This is a genomic window from Shewanella subflava (genome assembly GCF_025971955.1).
Taxonomy (GTDB): Bacteria; Pseudomonadota; Gammaproteobacteria; order Enterobacterales; family Shewanellaceae; genus Shewanella; species Shewanella subflava.
Genome location: NZ_JAPDMX010000002.1, coordinates 29,249 through 48,167, shown reverse-complemented (window position 1 = coordinate 48,167; position 18,919 = coordinate 29,249). Strand labels below are relative to the sequence as shown.

The window sequence follows — 18,919 nt, the reverse complement described above, 5'->3', positions numbered from 1 at the left end:
GGTTATTTACTCTCTTGATGATTTTGTACAATTTTGGCAAACGCAATGCCACCATAAGGCCTCACTTGCATTGACGTAATAGTATCTTTTTTCAAGATAACTTTTTGAGCATGTGCGATAGGGATCAACGGTACTTGATCATTCAAAATGGCTTCAGCAGCTTGATAAAATGCTTTGCGATCTTCTCTTACCGTAGTGTTTTGTGCTTGGGTCAAAAGATGGTCAAAATCAGCCTGACACCATTTAGAGCGATTATTATTCGATGATAAGGCCGCGCAACTCAAAAGAGGAGTAAAAAAGTTATCCGGATCACTGTTATCTGCATTCCAACCAATCAATACGGAATCATAATCATCACTGGCCAGTTTTTGTGTAAATACACTCCAGTCGTATGAAATAATATTGATTTTAACGCCTATTTTAGCCAAGTCGCCCTGAATAAGTTCTGCCGTTTTAAGGGCATTCGGATTATAAATTCGAGCCACAGGCATTGCCCAAACATCAATATCTAAGTTGTTAACCCCAGCTTGCTCTAAAAGTAATTTGGCTTTAGCAGGATCATATTCATTACTGGCTAAATTAGCTGAATATGCCCAAGATGCTGGGGGCAAAATACCATTCGCCTCAACAGCAATATCATTGTAGACCACATCTAAAATATTCTGTTTATCAATGGCGTGAGCAAGGGCTCTTCTGACTCGAATATCATTTAATGGCGGCTTTTGAGTATTCAGCGCCCAAAAAGCAACATTAAGCCCAGGTTTTGCATCAACTTTGATGTGCTTATGCTGATTAATTACCGCTAATTCGCCGGCTTTAGGTAATGCAGATACGCTACAATCTCCTGTAATGAGCTTTGCAATTCGAGCCGTGCTTTTAGGCGTGATATCAAAAACCAGATGCTCAATCTCGGGCGTTGTTCCCCAGTAATTGGGGTGTCGGATATAACGAATATATTCATTTTTAATATATTGAGTTAACTGAAAAGGTCCTGTGCCAATGGGCTGCAAATCTATTTGTTCAGGTGCGCCATCTTTGAGTAATTTATCAGCATATTCTGCCGACAGAATAACGGCAAAATCAGTGGCAAGGTTAGATAAAAATGAAGCGTCTTCGCGGTTTAGATGAAAAATAACTTGGTAGTCATTAACTTTCTCAATTGACGAAATAAGTTGTTCAAAACTAATACTTTGAAAGAAAGGGTAACCTGTACGACTAACCCAATGGTAGGGATGTTGGGTGTCGATAATACGGTTAAAAGAAAATAATACATCGTCAGCATTAAACACTCGTTGCGGCTTAAAACGCTGGGTTTGATGAAACATGACGTTGTGGCGCAGATTAAAAGTGTAGCTTAAACCATCTTCGCTGATTTGCCAGTCGGTAGCCAGTCCCGGCACAATATCGCCCAAATCTGGGTTGTAATTAACCAATCGGCTGTATATTTGATGTGATGTGGCATCAATGGTCGTGCCTGAAGTGACAAGCTGAGGATTAAAGCTTTCAGGGTTGCCTTCACTGCAATATACCAATCCAGGTGGAAGAGTTGCTTGGCCACACGCACTGAGGAATTGCCCACAAAGACATACAAAGAGTAATAAAAACCGTTGTTTCAAGAACACAGTCATAGCGAAATCGTATTTTTGCTGATCTGAATGGTCATTTTAGCAGTGTAAATATCTTGGTAGCAAACAAGTTATTAAATTGTTTTTTGTGACTTTTTATCATCGTCCTTTAAAGGGGGGAGGAATGATTAAAGGACGATGCGGAGATTTACTATTAAAGTAAATTGTATTTTTTTAAGATGCCACGTAATTGGTGATAACTTAAGCCGAGTATTTCTGCGGTTTTCTTTTGATTAAACTGACTTTCAGCCAAGGCTAATTGCAGCAATTCAATTTCATGCTTTTCGGTATGCTCTTTAAAATCCAAAGGGAAAATGATTTTGTTTGTCGTCTCAGAAATTGTTGTGTTAGGCAAATCTGCTACATTAGTGGGGGTAGCGTCAGAATTATGCTCTTTTGCTGCATCCATCAGCGGTGCTGATGTAACAGCAATATGTTGGCGCTCTTTGGTTTTTACTCGCGTTTGGGGGCGATAAGGGGAAGCAAATGGGTCTAATATAATGTGGTCAATTTGCTGTCCTTCACTTCCTTCTCGATAAACACTGCGTTCAACCACGTTTTTCAGCTCACGAATATTGCCAGGCCATGTATGACTCATAAGCTGCTCTTCGGCTAATGGACTAAATCCACCGAAATATTCCAATTTAAGTTGCCTTGCCATACTGATAGCGAAGTATTCGGCTAAATCCATAATATCTTCTGTGCGGCAGCGAAGCGGTGGTAAAGTGATCACATCAAATGCAAGTCTGTCGAGTAAATCTGCTCGAAACTCGCCTAAATCTGCCAGTGATGGCAAGTCTTCATTGGCTGCACAAATCAAACGCACGTCAGTCTGTACTGTTTTACTGCCACCTACGCGTTCAAATTCGCCATATTCGATAACGCGTAAAAGTTTTTCTTGGATAAGGCCAGAGGTGTTTGCTAATTCATCTAAAAATAATGTACCGCCATTCGCCCGCTCAAAACGGCCTTCATGTTTGCCTTTTGCACCTGTAAATGCGCCAGATTCATGACCAAACAGTTCTGATTCAAGTAGGTTCTCACTTAATGATGAGCAATTTAGTTTAATAAAATTCTGATCCCATCTACCTGATAGGTAATGTAAACGTTCTGCTATGAGTTCTTTACCTGTACCACGTTCACCAATAATGAGCACAGGCTTTGACAAAGTCGCTATTTTCGAGACATGCTCTAATACTTCAAGCAGTGCATTGGATTGCCCGATCAGGTTATCTTGTTGAAATTGCTTATTCACAGTATTTGTTAGTCTTTTACGCTAATTATTGGTGAAAATAATAATAAGTGGCTCAGTAGATAAAAGAAAGAAAAACATGATTTTTTATATAAGGTATTGATAAATATCGGATTGTAAATGTTGGCACGTATAGTGTATTAATGGTTGTGTCATCCACACAGAAAACTGAGGTACATATTATGGGAATTTTCTCTCGTTTTGCTGATATCGTTAATTCAAACATCAGCGCAATCCTTGATAAAGCAGAAGATCCAGAAAAAATGGTTCGTCTGATTATACAAGAAATGGAAGATACAGTGGTTGAGGTTCGTTCTACTTCAGCTAAAGTACTCGCAGAGAAAAAAGAACTGCTACGCCGTATTGGCCGAGTGCAAGAGCAGGTTCAAGATTGGGAACAAAAAGCAGAATTAGCTATTTCAAAAGACCGTGAAGATTTAGCTAAAGCGGCTTTAGTTGAAAAGCAAAAAACAGCGACTTTGTTGGCTACACTTGAAGCTGAATTGAAAGTTGTCGAAGAGCATATTGCTCGTTTAAAAGATGAAGTTAGCCAACTACAAGAAAAGCTAACTGATGCTCGAGCTCGTCAAAAGACGATCATCATGCGTAAGCAAACTGCCACTTCGCGTTTAGAAGTAAAAAAGCAGCTTGATTCAAGTAAAATTGATGATGCTATGATGAAGTTCGAGCAATACGAGCGTCGTGTAGAAGGACTTGAAGCACAGGTTGATGCTTATGATTTAGGTAAAAAGTCAACGTTAGACGATGAGTTTGCGGCGCTTGCAGCTGAAGATTCTGTTAATGATGAGCTGGCAGCATTAAAGGCAAAAGTAAAAGCAAAAAATCAACCTAAATCAAAAGCGTAATAATTTTTCAGAGGTGAGTTATGGATATGGATCTTCTTATTGCACCAATTATCATTTTTATGATTGTTGTGGCTCCTATCTGGTTGGTGCTTCATTATCGCAGTAAGCGACAAGTGAGCCAGGGGCTCACTGATGAAGAATTTAATCAGCTAAATGATTTAATTGCGAAGGCGGATAAAATGAATGGTCGTATTCATACTTTAGAAGCTATCCTTGATGCAGAATCTCCAGAGTGGAGGACGAAACATGAGCGAGTCTAACGGACGTACCTTATATCGAAATCCGCAAGCAGGAAAAATCGCTGGTGTGTGTGCGGGTATCGCAGAGTATTTTAATTTTGAAGTTTGGTTAGTTAGAGTGGTTGCCGCATCAATTTTATTACTTGGTGGCAGCGGTTTTATTGTGGTTATTTACATTGCGATGTGGATGATTTTAGATGTTAAACCACGGAGCCAGTCACATTTAGATGCGCACAAAGATATTGAAGTTAAAAAGAAAGTTTGGCAGGCTGGCGAGCCCGCAAAACAGGCCCTATTTGATGTAAACCGTCAGTTTGCATCGTTAGAGTCGAGATTACAAAAATTGGAAAAACATGTCACTTCAGATACATTTGATTTGAAACGCCAAATCAATAATCTGTAATCAAATCTAGGGCGGTTATCCGCCCTTGTTTTATTTGGAACTTACCATGAGTCTACTGGAACGATCGTTCAATAAAATCGCTCAATCTGCTCAATCACTGGTTCATCGCAGTACTGATAGACATGTGCGTTTGGCGGTAACAGGTTTGTCTGGCGCAGGTAAAACCGCTTTTATCACTGGACTGGTGAATCAGTTACTACACGCAGGACTCAACTTCGATAAGAATCCCCTGCCTTTGTGGCAAGTGGCCAGAGAAGGTCGTTTATTGGGGGTGAAACGTACTTTACAACCTGATCTAAATATCGCCCGTTTTGATTATCAAAGTGCCATGCAAGCTTTGGGTGGGCAACCTTCAGTTTGGCCGCCTTCGACACGAAACATCACTGAACTTAGACTGGCTATTAAGTATCGTCCAGAGCAAGGTGTATTAGCTAAGTTAACCGATTCAGCCACTCTATACGTTGATATTGTAGATTATCCTGGCGAGTGGTTATTAGATCTTCCTATGCTTAAGCAGGATTTTGCCGCGTGGTGTTTGAGTCAACAAGATGCCGTGACACGCCTACAAAGTAGTACATTGTATGGTGTTTTTAGCGATCTTATTACGGGGATTGATTTATCTGCAGCGGCCGATGAACAAGTACTTAAAAAGATTGCCGATACTTATCAAAATTTACTTCATGAAATGGTACATAAGCATGGGTTCTATTTTGCACAGCCAGGAAGAATGTTATTGCCTGGTGAGTTTGAGCATACGCCATTATTGACTTTTTTCCCGTTATTGAGCTTATCACCGCTACAACATGCGCAATTCAATAATAGTGAAGCAAGCAGCTATTACCAGGTGCTAAAGTCGCGTTATCAAGAATATGTCGCTAAAGTGGTAAAACCTTTTTATAAAGAGCACTTTGCAAAGTTCGATCGTCAAGTCGTGTTAGTGGATTGCTTAAATGGACTTAATCACGGGCAAGCACAGTTTAATGACATGGGGCAAGCGCTAAACAGCATAATGGAAAGCTTTCAATTTGGTCAATCCAGTCTGCTTAACCGCCTTTTTTCACCGAAAATTGATAAGGTGCTATTTGCAGCAAGTCAGGTAGACCGAGTCACTCGAAGTCAGCAGAGCCACATATTAAGTTTATTAACTGAAATGTTACAGCAGAGCCAGCACTTTGCTCGCTTTGAAGGTTGTGAAGTGGAAACGATGGCGATAAGTGCAATTAAAGCGACCCAACACGGTATGATTCATTCGCCAAACGGTCAGCAAGAAGTCATCAAAGGATGCGATAAAACCGGCAAGCTAGTCACAATTTATCCTGGCGATGTGCCAAGTCATTTACCACAGGCAGATTTTTGGCAGCAACAAGGCTTTGGTTTTTGTGCATTTTCGCCGCCGTCTTTAGCCTTGCTGCCCGATGCCAATGTCGATCCCCAACAGCGTCTTTATCCACATATTCGTTTAGATCATTTACTAGAGTTTTTGTTGGGCGATAAGCTCGCTTAATCATTGAGTCATATTATGCAGAATAATCATATAAAGCCGGCTAAAGTGTTTTCGGAACAATGCGCTAATGATAAAACGGTTGATGACGTATCCAGAATGCAACAGCCTTTAAAACCCATGCAATCCTTCAATGAGGCTGACTTTATTGAGGAGTTTGCATCAGCTACAGCCAAATCCGCTGATGATTTTGAATCATTGATGCCAGAAAGTGTTCTGGACGAGGTGTTGAAGGAATCAAAGCGCCCCAAAAGATGGTCTTTGTTGGCAAAGTTATCTTTTATGTCTGTTGGGCTATTGATTATCGTTCAGACGATAACGGGGTTATTGAGTGCCTTTGAACAAAGCCCATACTTATTTAGTTTTTATGCGCTTGTACTGGGAGTATTAACCACTTGGTTGAGTGTTATTGTGATTAAAGAGTGGCGAAAACTTGCGGTTCTCAAACAGGTCAATGTCGACCAAGATACTGCCAGCCGATTAGCTGACAGTATGCAGATAGGTGAAGCAGATCCCTACATTCGAGCATTGCTTGTCAATTATCCGGATAATCAGGCTAAGCGAGCCTATTTGTCGCAAGTCAGTGCAGAGCATAACGATGCTGAAAAAGTCATGTTATTTGATGACATTGTATTATCTGAACGAGATGAAATCGCAAAAAAATATGTTAGTCGATTTGCCGCTGAATCCGCTTTGCTGCTAGCCGCTAGTCCATTAGCCGCTTTAGATATGGCCCTTATTTTATGGCGAAATCAAGCCATGATTTCAAAAATTGCCAATGTTTACGGTATTGAACTTGGCTACTGGAGTCGCATAAAACTCATTCGTTCTATTATTGTTAATATTATTTATGCTGGTACTGCCGAGGTAGCCACTGATTTAGGCACTCAATTACTATCAGTTGAAATGACAGGCAAGTTATCTGCCAGAGTCGCACAAGGTTTGGGTGGAGGATTACTGACTGCTAGATTAGGTTACCAAGCCATGGCGTTATGTCGGCCAATCAAGTTTAATCAAAAGAATAAACCTAAGTTGAGTAAGATCCATCAACACTTATTATCTGAGATAAAAGGATTAACCGCAGAAGCTATGAATAAGTCTAAAGTGTTAAAATCGACAGAGGAGCAGCAAAAAGTACGGTAAATTAGGTGATTTTTTTGTGGTTTTTTTAATCAAAGTCTAATCTTAATACCTATCTCAATGATGAGATAGATTATTGAGCCTCGCTACGGAATAGGGAAGTCGGCAATTGGCTCTGATTTAGGACATAGGAGAATTAAGATGAAATTATCACCTTTAAGTATGTTGGCTGTGATGGCGATAGGGTTATTATCATTTGCGCATATCAACTTATATGCCGCTCAAGAAACGCCTGCAAAAAAACAAGTGAATGAAAAAGTAGTTGAAGCTAAATCTAGTGTCACATCAAAAGTGAACATTAATAAAGCCGATTTAGCAGAACTACAGTCATTAAATGGCATAGGTGAAGCAAAAGCGAAGTCTATCATCGAATACCGTAATAAAAATGGTAAATTTAAAGATGTAAAACAGCTGATGGAAGTCAGTGGTATTGGTGAAAAGTTATTAGCGCAAAATGCAGGTAGATTGGTCATTTAACCTCGAATATTTCTAAAAAAAGGAAGCCTGAGCTTCCTTTTTTGGTTAAATTGCTTTTAGTTACTGCGCGTTTAAGGCTTGTCCATTGGTATTGATAGAATCATCACCCATTAAAAATAAATAGGTTGGCATAATGTCTGTGGGTGATTTTAATGACGTAGGATCTTCAGCTGGATATGCTTTAGCTCGCATTTCGGTTTGTGTTGCACCTGGGTTGATGCTGTTTACACGAACATGGGTGTTATCACATTCATCCGCAAGCACTTGCATCATGCCCTCTGTGGCAAATTTAGAAAATGCATAAGGTCCCCAATAAGCACGACCTTTTCTGCCCACACCGCTAGAGGTGAAGATGATAGAAGCATTAGCTGCCTTGCGCATCACTGGTAACAAGGCTTTTGTTAAAATGGCTTGGGCTGTGACATTCACTTTCATGATTTCTTCAAGAGAAGCTAAATCAATGTGCTCAAAAGGGCCAAGGGCTCCTAATTGAGACGCATTATGTAATAAACCATCCAGTTGCCCAAATTGTTCAGCAATGGTTTCAGCCATATCGACATAGTTTTGTTCTGTCGCCCCCTTTAAATCTAATGGCACAATAGCAGGCTTGGGTGCACCTAAAGCCACGATTTCGTCATAGACTTTTTCAAGTTTTTTGACGGTTTTTCCCAACAAAATAACCGTTGCACCATGCTGCGCGTAGGCTAACGCCGCAGCGCGACCAATGCCATCACCTGCGCCAGTGACTAATATTGTTTTATTATTAAGCAAATCTTTTCTAGCTTGATATTCCAACATGATTCAATAATTCCTTGGGACACAACTGCCCGTCAAATCTACAATCGAACAAAAGGTAAACAACTGTTTTAAACAAATGACTGATATTTGTATGCTAAACAGTCAACAGGGTGTAATAAACTTGTAGCTAACTCTATAATTTTACGTTAACTTGAAACTAGCTAAGGGCTAAAATAAGTCCTTATGGTCATGATTGGACTATTGTGACCAATTTTTGGGGAAAACAAAATTATTACAACAAGATTTGGGGAAAAAAGATGAAAAGACTCATTTTGGGTGTTGCTATTGCATCTGCTCTAGGGCTAACAGGTTGTTCGGAAGAAAGCTTTAATGAAGCTAAAGAAAGTGCCACGCCTTTAGTGCCTGTGTCTCATATGCAGTTTGATCCTGCCAATGGCAAACTTCCATTACCAAACGATTTACTATTCAGTGGTACCACCGATGGCACGTTAAATATTCCAGGTGAGGATGGTATTGACTACGTTAACCCTCAATTAGCCTTGGGGGCACTGGATGGTTGGTCAACCACTTCGCCTATCACTATTACAGTAGAGTTAGCCAAGGATACCGACGGTACTATGCTAACACTTGATGCTGCATCCGTGTTTCAGCCTGGCGCAGTAAGAGTATTTGAGGCCACTGTTGGTGGTGCGTTATCAAGTGATCCAGAGTGTAAAGCCGCTGCTTCTGTATCCGCCTGTAAAGTGGGTGATGAGTTAACCTTCGGTGTTGACTTTGTCTCTAAAGCCTCTGGAAACAAAGTGGCTATTGTACCACTTAAACCTCTCAAAGCTGGTCAATCCTATCTTTATGCAACAACGGATCTTATTCAGGACTCATTGGGTCGCGGTATTGCACCATCAACCACTTATGGTTTGTTAAAATTAGACATTGATGTTAATCCTTTAGAAACACCTTCGCAGTTACAGCTACAAGGATTAGTCAATAGCTATGAAAAAGGCATGGCGGCAGAACACGGTGTTGACCCTGCATCAGTGAGCTTCTCAGGCTTGTTTACGACTCAGTCTGTGAAAGATGTGTACGAAACAACCAAGCTGCTGATGGCTGGTCATAAAGACTATAAACCTTCATTTGTACAAACGCCAACGCCAGTACCCAATGGAGCCGGTGGCATTCTTACAGTCGCCCAAGCAGCAGGTTTAACTGAAGATGATGGCGCAGCATACGTGGTATCGAGTTTAGCAGATGTCTATACCGCAGCCATTAAAGTCCCAATGTACGGTAGCTGCTCATCTAATGGATGTTTAAGCCCAGAGTTAAAACCTTTAATCAATGGTCGTTGGTTTGCACAAGGTGATAGCCCTGTATCGGTTTTATTAGCTGTTCAATCGGGCAAGCTAAGTCAGGCAAATTTTGCGCAACAAGCGATTGGCTTTGGAATAGACCCCAATGCTGCGCTGGCTAATCCAGCATTACTCGCTGGTTATCCTTGGATGTTAGATGATGGCACAAGTGCTGATCCAACTAAGCATTTGACTAAGTTTAATCCAATCCCCAAAATCATGAGTTATGAGACAGTACCTGTATTGATTGCCATGCCTAATGCACAAAAAGTGGCAGCATTTCAAGCGTCTCAAGGGCTGACATTTATTCCACCAACAAACGGTTGGCCAACCAACATTGCTTTGCATGGTCTAGGTGGCGGTAAAGAAATGGCATTAGCCTATGCAGGCTCGTATGCGGCAATGGGGATTGCAACAATTGCGATTGATATGCCATTGCACGGCGCACGTTCATTTGGCAACGATGGTACAGGAGCATATCTTGTTTCCGCGACCGATCCTGCCTATGGTGCGGTCATCGGTGATACCAATAAGTTTAAAAATGGTAATCCACTCGCATTTGTCAATATTGCTAGCACATTGTCGGTGCGTGATAACTTCCGCCAGGCAACAATGGACCATTTAGCACTGCGTTTGTTATTAACGGGGATGTACACCCAAATCGCTCAAGCGGGCGGTCAGCAAGTATTTGATATCAGTAAAATCAGTGCTCAGGGGTTAAGCTTAGGCGGTATTGTTGGCACAACGTTCTCTACCTATGCCAGTTCAGGTTTAGTTGACCCAGCTTCTGGAACACAATTACCTAATGCTTATGGCTTAACAGCTTCATCGTTAGTGGCTCCAGCGGGTGGTTTAGCGGGTGCCTTTGCTGGCTCTGCGGCTTTTGGTCCAGTATTGTTTGATAACATAACGAAATCAGATACTTTCTTGGCCTTGGTAGATAAAGCAAATACTCCAGGGTATGAGCCTGAAACTCCTGAATACGACGCCTTGGTACAAGCGGTTTATGCTGAGTTTTTACCTACCTTTGCCTTTGCAGTGCAAACTGCGGTTGATAGTGCAGATCCTGTGAACCATGGTGCAAAATTAGCTGCAACGGGGTTACCGGTTCATTTAATTGAAGTGGTTGGAGATGGTGCGGGTAACCTACCAGACCAAACTTTACCTAATTCGGTGGAAGGTTTCCCATTATCAGGTACTGAACCGTTAATTGCCTCTCTCAAACTGGGATGTGTTGATTCAACTGCAGCAGGCTCTGGTGCAGTAAGATTCTCTAAAGGACATCACAGTTCGATTGTTAGTCCGAGTGAAACACCTGCAACCGATGGTATGGCTGCACAAGCGACTGCAGAAATGCAATCTCAAGTGGCCATGTTTGCGCGTACTGCGGCATTAGGTAGTGCGACAGTTGTTGTATCCGATAGTGAAGTGATCCAAACTTGTAATTAATCATAACAATTTTATGTTTTGATTGTTTAAAAACCCAGCATAAGCTGGGTTTTTTATTGTTTGTTTATCAATGGATATTGGTAAACTAGGTTATTATTTTTTCGTGGAGTGAATTTTGGACTTTTTAATTGAATACGGCATGTTTCTCGCTAAAGCGGTCACTATTGTTATTGCGATTGTGGCGGTGGTGATTGTCGTTGTTGCCAGTGGTATGAAAAATAAAGCAGATAAAGGCGAGCTTAAGCTTACTGATTTAAGTGATGAATTAAAGCAATTAAAGCATGATTTAAAGCATGAAGTATTGTCTAAAAAACAGCTAAAAGCTTATGAAAAAGAACTGAAAGCTGCAGAAAAAATCGCAGAGAAAGAAGACAAATCACCCAGTAAAGTTTATGTCATCGATTTTAAAGGCAGTATTGATGCAGGTGAGGTGTCCTCTTTACGTGAAGAAATTACCGCTATTTTAACGATTGCTGAAAAAGGCGATCAAGTGTTGGTCAATGTAGAAAGTGGCGGCGGTATGGTACACGGCTATGGTCTTGCTGCAAGTCAATTAGATCGCTTACGCCAAGCTGAAATTCCTTTTACCGTATGTATTGACAAAGTGGCTGCCAGTGGTGGATATATGATGGCTTGTGTGGCGAATAAAATAGTTGCAGCGCCCTTTGCCATTGTTGGATCAATTGGTGTTGTTGCACAACTGCCTAACTTTAGCCGATTACTGAAAAAGCATGAAATTGATTATGAGCAGCACACCGCAGGTAATTTCAAGCGCACCTTAACTGTGTTTGGTGAAAATACCGATGAGGGACGTGAAAAGTTTCAACAAGAGCTAGAAGAAACCCATGTGCTTTTTAAACAGTTTGTGAGTCATTATCGTCCTGAGCTTGATTTGGAAAAAGTGGCAACTGGTGAGCATTGGTATGGTAAGCAAGCGTTAGGTTTAGGTTTAGTTGATGAAATTGCCACCAGTGACGATGTGGTACTTTCATTAGCTAAAGAACATCAAGTGTTTAAACTAAAATATCAAATGAAGAAAAAACTGGCAGATAAAATCGCTCACGGTGCATCACTGTCAGTGTCTAGTGTGGTGAATAAATTGGCAGAGTTTAATCGGGTGCTTTAAGGTTCATTATGCTTAAGCAAGGTGGTTATAATCCAAATCTCATGGTCGGTGATCAATGTTATCCGGCCTTTGAATTACGTAATTTGTTAGTGTTCATTCAGCAAGAGCTGGGTGAGCAATTGGTACAAACAATTTGCCAACAGATTGGTGTCGGTATGGTTGAGTTAGCCGCCAGTCAGTTTGTTTACGTATGGCAGGTCGACTTTGCCTTAGAGTCACTGCGGATTCATAGCGCTCATGATATGGGAGCTAAGTTAGGCGCCAGTTATCAAGTTGAAAGCCTAGATGTATTAATACCTTATTTAGCACAATTTAATTCATTGGGAGAATGTCTCCAGTTTGTTGTAAAAAATCCAGAATTAGTTGGTAGCTTTACTGACAGTCTTGTGCGTGTTGATGGCAATAAATTATGGGTTCGTTGGTTAAATACGGGCAAGTCAAACCTTGAAAAGTATTCGTTTCAGTTTCAGCATAGCATTTGTTCATTAATTGGTTTAGCAAGGCAATTAGCGGGCAAGCACATTGTGGTAAGTGATATACATTTAGGTGAATCTCAGCAAAAAAACGATAATGTCGAACCTTCATTTTTAGCTGAATTTACAGGTGCGAAAGTGTCTTACCAACAAGCCTATTTTGAATGGAGTATTGAAATAGACTGGTTAGCCTTGCCCATAACCTATGAATTTCCACTGCAAAATACCGCCAATCAGCGCACGCATACTCCCTCTTTGATTGAAGCCGTTTTACAACAATTACGTCATGCCATGCCTGAAGTGCCTACTTTATTAGAAATGGCCGAAATGATGCACATGAGTGATCGAAGTCTTCGTCGCAAGCTTGCTTCAGCAGGCAGTAGTTATCAGAAGTTAATTGATCAAGTGCGATGCCAGTTAGCCATAAAAATGATTTTGTCAGATAACATGCATGTTGAGGATATTGCTGACGTTATGGGCTACAGCGATGTTAGCCACTTCAGGCAAAGCTTTAAACATTGGTTAGGTTATCCCCCTGGGTATTTTTTGCGGCAAAACTCACCCCAAAAGGCTTAGGGCGTGTTTACCTTTGAACCAAAGTGACTTAACGTCAAATTTATCTCTTTAACCTCAACTCGGGTTAAGTGATGGGCTCAATAAGCACAATTCAACAGATTTAGCTTATTTTGTAGCAAACTTGTTCTTTTTTTTGAAAACAAGGCGCATTAACACGTCAATAGCGGGTCTATTGCACGTTAATGGAACGCCGTTAGCAATACAAAGGTCTGTTTGATAAGCATTTATTATCCCGAGCTGAGGTTATTTAATTAAGTGTAAATGAAAGCAAACTTAACTGTCGCCATCGTGCATTCAAACTGCATTAGCGGCTGTCGACCCATTGTTGAACATTACAGTCAGGTTGATTAAGATTTGCTTTCATGGTGAATGATTATTGGCAGTTTCCTAAGCTTGGAGGTAATGAGTCAATCCATCGTTTTATCAAGGCAACGCCTTCCTCATGAATAACCTCGCGGCCAATAGGTGGCATTCTGTCTTTTGGCGAAGATAATACCTGCCTTTCATGGATTATCGAACGTTCAGCATTGCCAGGCACTATGTCGTAAGCTAGGCCATTAGGCCCACCATCCCAACCTGGAGGTTGCTTGCAAATGCCATATTCAAATGTGGTGTGGTCGATATCAAAGCTTAATCTTAGCCCTGAAATACTGGCAAACCCTTGTGGGTTGTGACAATGGGCGCAGTTAATGTCTAAATAGCCTTTTGCCCGTGCAGTTAAACTTTTTGTATTATCATTTATGGCAAACGATTGTGGTGCGTTAGATAAGCTTAACTGTTGCAGCCATCCTTTATCTTCAAATAGTTGCAGTTGATTAACCTCTTGGCCGTTAGCTAGCGTAATATTTCTATTCAAGGTATGTGCTTTTAAGCCAATAGGCATAATTTGACTGGTTTGGCCTGATACCACTTGATGGCATATTTTGCATTCAGCTTTGCTGGGTATGTGGTAGTCAAATTGAATCACTTCACCTTGGTTATTCATTTGGTGTTTAATATTTGCACCCGCAACTAATAAGGTGGCTTGTTGGTTATTCCACTGATATGTCAGTGCTGTCCAGCCCGTTTCTCTGTGGATCAGCAATCGAGTTTCTATCAATATTTCATTCTCGCTGCCACTTAAACTTGTGTCATAGGGGAGGGCAAAGGTTTTCACTAATACCGAACCGACTGGCGGTGTCATTCGCTCATTGGCTTGGTAATTAAATGAAAGTCCAGGTGGAATAAACAAAAAGCGGTATTTACTGGCATAGTTAGAAAAAAGCTCAGTAGATAACTGATATAAATGCCCCGGTGTTCTCGGTGAGTCTGTGGGCACGCTAGGATCAATAAACAGACTGTAATCAGCTAAGTCAACACAATCCTTATTCATTAATGCTTGCCAGTTTACCTCAGAAGTTTGGTTTTTACAGACATCTTCTTCACTCGGGGGCGTTATCGTAGGAGGTGAAACTACAGGTGGTGTGACCGAAACAGGAGGCGCAGTGGTATCACTGCTTCCACCACAACCACTAAAACAAGTTAAAGAAAGTAGCGCAACCATCGAAAGCGAACGAGTGGTTTGTAAAAAGGTATTGGGTAGGTTGGTATGGTATTTTGGGTTCATCATATGATCCTCCACATAACAAAGCCGGGTTTCCCCGGCTTTGTGTCAGTCACATTATGTCTCGTTTAAGAACAACTCGCTGCAGGTAAGCGTTTAATCCACTCGCTGATCAACGCAACACCTTCTTCATGGGATAAGCTTCGACCAATCTCTGGCATACGATCACCGGGATTGTTACTTTCCATACGGAAGTGAAGGATCGATTCCGCTGGCTTACCAGGCACCACATCAAAGCCTAAGTTACCACCACCATATGCAACAGGTGATTTACAAGTACCGTGCGAGAATCCTGCATCTTCAGCATAGGCACGCCAGTATTCAAGCTTTAAGCCTGTGTTTGACGCATTACCTTCAGGGCGATGACAGTGGGCACAGTTAATATCCAAATAGCCTTTAGCTGTTTGCATTAATTGTGTATCTGTCATGCTGGTAATACTGGTTTCATCACCGTCTTGGTATTCAGGCACACTATCAACCTGAGCTAAGTCAGGCACACCTTGTAAAATACCAGCAGCTTGCCATTTTGATAACTGATTCATTGTGCTATCAGCGTAGGCATAATCACGATTTAAATGGCGTGCTTTAGGGCCGATAGGTACAAACACCGCGTTGCTGTCAGCATCAGCTTTAAACTGATGACATTGTTTACACTGGTTCATACTCGGCACAACATAATCAAAGTTTAAATCTTCTCCTTTGTGGGTGATCTTCTTACCTTGAATAGCCCCTGCTTTAGCTATCACAGCATCAGACTTATCAGCTTTCCAAACATAAGGTAGTGCGCTCCAGCCCGTAGCACGATGAATTAATAATCGCGTTTCGACTAAATCTTCATTTTCAAAACCTCGATTATTGGTGTTTTGAGGCAATGCGAAGGTTTTGCTGATCACTGTCCCTACAGGGAAGTTGAATGACTCATTTTCGCTATAATCTGCTTTGGTTCCTTCTGGCACATACACAAAGCGGTATTTAGTGGCATGATCAGTAAATAACGGGGTATTTAAGTCATAAGGCAAGCCACCAGAGTTTGGTGCCGTTGTGGGGTTTTTCATATCAGCAAACAAGTTGTAGTCTGATAAGTTAGGGCAGTTGGCTTTGAGTAGTGCATCCCAATTAACGTTACTTCCCTGAGCTTCACAAAGGCTTAAATCGCCATCGCCGACTAAACCACCTTCACCTTCGCCAATTGTACCGCCACCACCAACTAAGGTGCCGCCATCACAACCTGCAGTATCATCATCTACACCACAACCAAAGATCTCATCACCAAAGGTAACAGTATGCACCGGTAAACTTACCTGCGAACAGGCTAATAAATCTGTTTGCGGTGCTTGGTACAGTGTATCGGGAATATTCATGTCACTGTTGGAGTTTGCAAATAATCTGCCGACACTGACATCGCCATTGTTATTCACGCAGACATTATCACTGCCATCTGTTGCAAAGGGTAGTTCTTGTAAGCCAAGGTAAGCGGCGGTGCCATTGTTTGATAGCGCTTCCCCTAATCCATCATACAAAATGCCAGGTAATTTACCATGGGTGAGGACATAGGCTTTGATAATATCATCAATCAGATAACCCTTTGGTTTTGTGCCGTAGTCACTAATGACGTTATCATGGATGTGAATATTACGCGGGGTTGGACGCCAACCATCACTAATGGCTTGTCCAGGTTGCCCGTAGTTGCCGACAAAGCTACTAATATCAGGTTCAGCAATGAAAAAACTGGTGACAGTTAAGCCTAGGGTATCGTGGTTAGTGATTTCATTATTGAATACCTCAACATTGTCAGTGGATAAAATAATGACCCCAGTACCGGGCGGAACAATATGCACCCCAGCAGGGTTAGATGACGCATTAGCAAAGTTTGGGGTATTGTTACTATGTACTTTGTTATTAAATACGCGCACGCTAGAACCGTATCTGTGATTGTTAATAGGTAAGTCAAATACTAAAATACCACCAGTATTACCTACTGCTTCGTTATCATAGACATCGGCGTATTTAGAGTTTTCAATTTCAATACCTGCCACGTTTTCTTTGGCAATGTTTCGACGCACCACTATGTATTCAGACTGACCGACATAAATCCCCGCATCAGCACTTCCGCGTACATAAGTGTCTTCAATGAGGATATTTTCACATTCAACTGGATATAAACCATAGGCGCCATTATCTTGGTCTAGCTCGCCTTCCCAAATAGTGGCTAAGCGGCGCAAAATGATGCCGTTGGTGTTTTTAAGTTTGATGCCGTTATTTTTAGCTTCGTTGACCGATAAATCTTGGATGATAATGTTAACCGCATTTTGAACGAATATGCCGTCGCCTGAGTTAGCTTCTGAGAAGTCTAAAATGGTTTCGTTCATACCATAACCCATGATGGTAACATTTTTAGCGAAAGTGCCATCACCGTCGACATCGCCATCAAATAGCAATGTCGATTGAATTTTAAAGTTACCTTTAGGCAGTACGATAACGTCGCCAGACTGGGCATTAATTAACGCTTCTTGAATACTGATACTCAGGTTGTCACCGGCTTCTACCATAATTGCGCCTTCAGGGAAGGTTGGGCCGGTTTCAGTTGGGGGTTGAACGACTGGCGGTGTGATATTGACTGTTGAATCGTCATCAGAACCACAACCGGTAAGCCCGATGCTCACTGCTGTAGCGACTAATGTAGGCATAAGCCAAGGTAATTTCTTGTTGAACATAGCATCTCCTGCTTTTTATTATTTATATTGGTTTGATTGAGCAAACCACTACGGTTTTTCCGTATGCTGTTCAACATTCCTTGTTTATGGATTGTTAATCAATGTGAAATCTGGCCACAATTGCATAACATATTCATTTTTAGCCTTAAAAACAAAAACGGTAGCCTAAGCTACCGTTTGAAACGCATATATAACCATATGATTAAAATGTTGTTATTTAAGCCTTGTAACTTAAATGCTGGTGAAAACGTAAAATCACATCAATGTGTTCTTTGTCGATATCAAATTCATTGGTGAAGCTGCGAACCGCATCTTCAACTTGGTTCATGAACCGACCAAAGCCTTCATCATTCGAGTCATTTTTACCAGCAACGATAACAAAGCGTAAAGCTTCAACTAACTTATCATCTTCCCAATGTAAAATAGGCACGGGCGCCTCCACATTTGGATCGAAACCAACCATCTGGAATTCAGCTGTGCTGTTTAAACGTTCAAATTTACTGTTACGTACTAAAGGCACTTTACCGTTCGCCACCATGGCAATACGTAAAAGTTGGCGTTCTTTGGTTGCGGCAATAAATTTGTCGGCCACAATTTGATAGCTAGGACCAAAGTTAGTGGTGTTTTCAGACAGTAATTGCTTTTTGATACGACGACCCACAGGAATACTGACCGTCACATAATTAAGCGTGCTGACATCTTCAGGTAGGTTACATTCACGACGTTTGTAGCGGTTATCAACAGCCCGTAACTTATAGCCATAGGTTTCTTTAATGCCTTTATTTTTGGCGAAGAAATCATATGAAATGTGTTGATGATCACGCACCTTCATTTTGATATCAGCAATCGGCAGCAATGGCTTAATTTCAGCCATAAACTTTTGTACATTTGCGTGGAAAGTCGCTGAGTTACTGCGTAGTTCAGTACCGGTTGCTAGGAATACAATCTTCAGTTTTTTCGCTCTATAACCACTTATGCTGTGTAAGCGGTTTGCTTCGTGGTGCGCAGGATTATAGAAAAAACGCAGTTGCTCTTCGGTTGATAAACAATAGGCTTCACTGTGGAAACGTACCATAGGAAGTTTATCTGTTGCGATAACGTGTACATTGAATAAGTCATGTTTTTCAGCTATTTGATAGACAAGTTTGCTAAATTCATAATAGCAATTTTCGAGGTCTGTATAGCTAGCTAAAAAAGCATCGGTTAATGGGAATCCTACCGAGATATATTGGTTTTTACGTGTTGCTGTAGGCAGGTATACTTTTTTTTGACGACTGACGGACATAATTTTTCCTTTTAGTCTTACATTAAGTCTTGTTTTGAGTTCTGTTTTTAATCTTTAGTGTGTAGTCAAACGTGTCTACTCATCCTTG

Annotated in this window: 15 protein-coding genes; 9 read left to right on the top strand and 6 right to left on the bottom strand. The window is 41.2% G+C overall.

All coding sequences use genetic code 11. From position 1 onward, the window contains the following. Positions 1-2: 2 nt before the first annotated feature. Positions 3-1,628 (bottom strand): ABC transporter substrate-binding protein, encoded by a 1,626-nt coding sequence (locus OHT75_RS00790; RefSeq protein WP_264724466.1) that lies wholly within the window; start codon positions 1,626-1,628, stop codon positions 3-5. 151 nt (positions 1,629-1,779) lie between these two features. Continuing rightward, on the bottom strand, positions 1,780-2,880 hold the full coding sequence (pspF, locus tag OHT75_RS00785) for a phage shock protein operon transcriptional activator (RefSeq protein WP_264724465.1): 1,101 nt from the start codon (positions 2,878-2,880) through the stop codon (positions 1,780-1,782). 179 nt (positions 2,881-3,059) lie between these two features. On the opposite strand from pspF, the gene pspA reads away from it, so the two are divergent. The 6 genes from pspA to OHT75_RS00755 all read left to right on the top strand — a co-directional run bounded on the left by pspA (position 3,060) and on the right by OHT75_RS00755 (position 7,503). Then, positions 3,060-3,743 carry a phage shock protein PspA gene (gene pspA / locus OHT75_RS00780; RefSeq protein WP_264724464.1) on the top strand — a complete coding sequence of 228 codons (684 nt, stop codon included), beginning with the start codon at positions 3,060-3,062 and terminating at the stop codon, positions 3,741-3,743. Positions 3,744-3,763: 20 nt separating this feature from the next. Further along, positions 3,764-4,003, top strand: a complete 240-nt coding sequence (pspB, locus tag OHT75_RS00775) for an envelope stress response membrane protein PspB (protein ID WP_188842879.1) — start codon at positions 3,764-3,766, stop codon at positions 4,001-4,003. After that, entirely contained in the window at positions 3,990-4,385 is a 396-nt protein-coding gene (gene pspC / locus OHT75_RS00770; protein ID WP_264724463.1) for an envelope stress response membrane protein PspC, read from the top strand. Before pspB ends, pspC begins: the two co-directional genes overlap by 14 nt. A 46-nt stretch (positions 4,386-4,431) precedes the next feature. Beyond that, positions 4,432-5,889 (top strand): YcjX family GTP-binding protein, encoded by a 1,458-nt coding sequence (locus tag OHT75_RS00765; RefSeq protein WP_264724462.1) that lies wholly within the window; start codon positions 4,432-4,434, stop codon positions 5,887-5,889. A gap of 15 nt (positions 5,890-5,904) precedes the next feature. After that, on the top strand, positions 5,905-7,029 hold the full coding sequence (locus tag OHT75_RS00760) for a YcjF family protein (protein ID WP_264724461.1): 1,125 nt from the start codon (positions 5,905-5,907) through the stop codon (positions 7,027-7,029). Between the two features lie 138 nt (positions 7,030-7,167). Further along, positions 7,168-7,503, top strand: a complete 336-nt coding sequence (locus OHT75_RS00755; RefSeq protein WP_264724460.1) for a ComEA family DNA-binding protein — start codon at positions 7,168-7,170, stop codon at positions 7,501-7,503. A gap of 60 nt (positions 7,504-7,563) precedes the next feature. On the opposite strand, the gene OHT75_RS00750 is transcribed toward OHT75_RS00755, so the two are convergent. Further along, on the bottom strand, positions 7,564-8,301 hold the full coding sequence (locus tag OHT75_RS00750) for a YciK family oxidoreductase (protein ID WP_264724459.1): 738 nt from the start codon (positions 8,299-8,301) through the stop codon (positions 7,564-7,566). Positions 8,302-8,558: 257 nt separating this feature from the next. Here OHT75_RS00750 and OHT75_RS00745 point away from each other — a divergent pair, with 257 nt between their 5' ends. The 3 genes from OHT75_RS00745 (at position 8,559) to OHT75_RS00735 (ending at position 13,229) form a co-directional block, all read left to right on the top strand. Further along, positions 8,559-11,054 (top strand): VolA/Pla-1 family phospholipase, encoded by a 2,496-nt coding sequence (locus OHT75_RS00745; protein ID WP_264724458.1) that lies wholly within the window; start codon positions 8,559-8,561, stop codon positions 11,052-11,054. A gap of 115 nt (positions 11,055-11,169) precedes the next feature. Further along, positions 11,170-12,180: a protease SohB gene (gene sohB / locus OHT75_RS00740; protein WP_264724457.1), complete on the top strand. Its 1,011-nt coding sequence runs from the start codon at positions 11,170-11,172 to the stop codon at positions 12,178-12,180. A gap of 8 nt (positions 12,181-12,188) precedes the next feature. After that, the gene (locus OHT75_RS00735) at positions 12,189-13,229 is read left to right on the top strand and encodes a helix-turn-helix domain-containing protein (RefSeq protein ID WP_264724456.1); all 1,041 of its coding nucleotides are present in this window, start codon (positions 12,189-12,191) and stop codon (positions 13,227-13,229) included. A gap of 373 nt (positions 13,230-13,602) precedes the next feature. Here OHT75_RS00735 and OHT75_RS00730 read toward each other — a convergent pair whose 3' ends face one another. The 3 genes from OHT75_RS00730 to OHT75_RS00720 form a co-directional block, all read right to left on the bottom strand. Next, positions 13,603-14,838: an SO2930 family diheme c-type cytochrome gene (locus OHT75_RS00730; protein WP_264724455.1), complete on the bottom strand. Its 1,236-nt coding sequence runs from the start codon at positions 14,836-14,838 to the stop codon at positions 13,603-13,605. Positions 14,839-14,900: 62 nt separating this feature from the next. Then, positions 14,901-17,546, bottom strand: a complete 2,646-nt coding sequence (locus OHT75_RS00725; RefSeq protein ID WP_264724454.1) for a parallel beta-helix domain-containing protein — start codon at positions 17,544-17,546, stop codon at positions 14,901-14,903. A 217-nt stretch (positions 17,547-17,763) separates the two neighbouring features. Next, positions 17,764-18,831 (bottom strand): DUF3083 family protein, encoded by a 1,068-nt coding sequence (locus tag OHT75_RS00720; protein ID WP_264724453.1) that lies wholly within the window; start codon positions 18,829-18,831, stop codon positions 17,764-17,766. Positions 18,832-18,919: the final 88 nt, after the last annotated feature.

Bases quoted from the DNA above. Each gene is read 5' to 3' on its own strand.
- OHT75_RS00790 (WP_264724466.1), bottom strand. From the start codon at position 1,628: ATGACTGTGTTCTTGAAACAACGGTTTTTATTACTCTTTGTATGTCTT.
- OHT75_RS00755 (WP_264724460.1), top strand. From the start codon at position 7,168: ATGAAATTATCACCTTTAAGTATGTTGGCTGTGATGGCGATAGGGTTA.
- pspA (WP_264724464.1), top strand. From the start codon at position 3,060: ATGGGAATTTTCTCTCGTTTTGCTGATATCGTTAATTCAAACATCAGC.
- OHT75_RS00725 (WP_264724454.1), bottom strand. From the start codon at position 17,546: ATGTTCAACAAGAAATTACCTTGGCTTATGCCTACATTAGTCGCTACA.
- OHT75_RS00735 (WP_264724456.1), top strand. From the start codon at position 12,189: ATGCTTAAGCAAGGTGGTTATAATCCAAATCTCATGGTCGGTGATCAA.
- OHT75_RS00745 (WP_264724458.1), top strand. From the start codon at position 8,559: ATGAAAAGACTCATTTTGGGTGTTGCTATTGCATCTGCTCTAGGGCTA.
- OHT75_RS00730 (WP_264724455.1), bottom strand. From the start codon at position 14,838: ATGATGAACCCAAAATACCATACCAACCTACCCAATACCTTTTTACAA.
- pspB (WP_188842879.1), top strand. From the start codon at position 3,764: ATGGATATGGATCTTCTTATTGCACCAATTATCATTTTTATGATTGTT.
- OHT75_RS00765 (WP_264724462.1), top strand. From the start codon at position 4,432: ATGAGTCTACTGGAACGATCGTTCAATAAAATCGCTCAATCTGCTCAA.
- OHT75_RS00750 (WP_264724459.1), bottom strand. From the start codon at position 8,301: ATGTTGGAATATCAAGCTAGAAAAGATTTGCTTAATAATAAAACAATA.
- OHT75_RS00760 (WP_264724461.1), top strand. From the start codon at position 5,905: ATGCAGAATAATCATATAAAGCCGGCTAAAGTGTTTTCGGAACAATGC.
- pspC (WP_264724463.1), top strand. From the start codon at position 3,990: ATGAGCGAGTCTAACGGACGTACCTTATATCGAAATCCGCAAGCAGGA.
- OHT75_RS00720 (WP_264724453.1), bottom strand. From the start codon at position 18,831: ATGTCCGTCAGTCGTCAAAAAAAAGTATACCTGCCTACAGCAACACGT.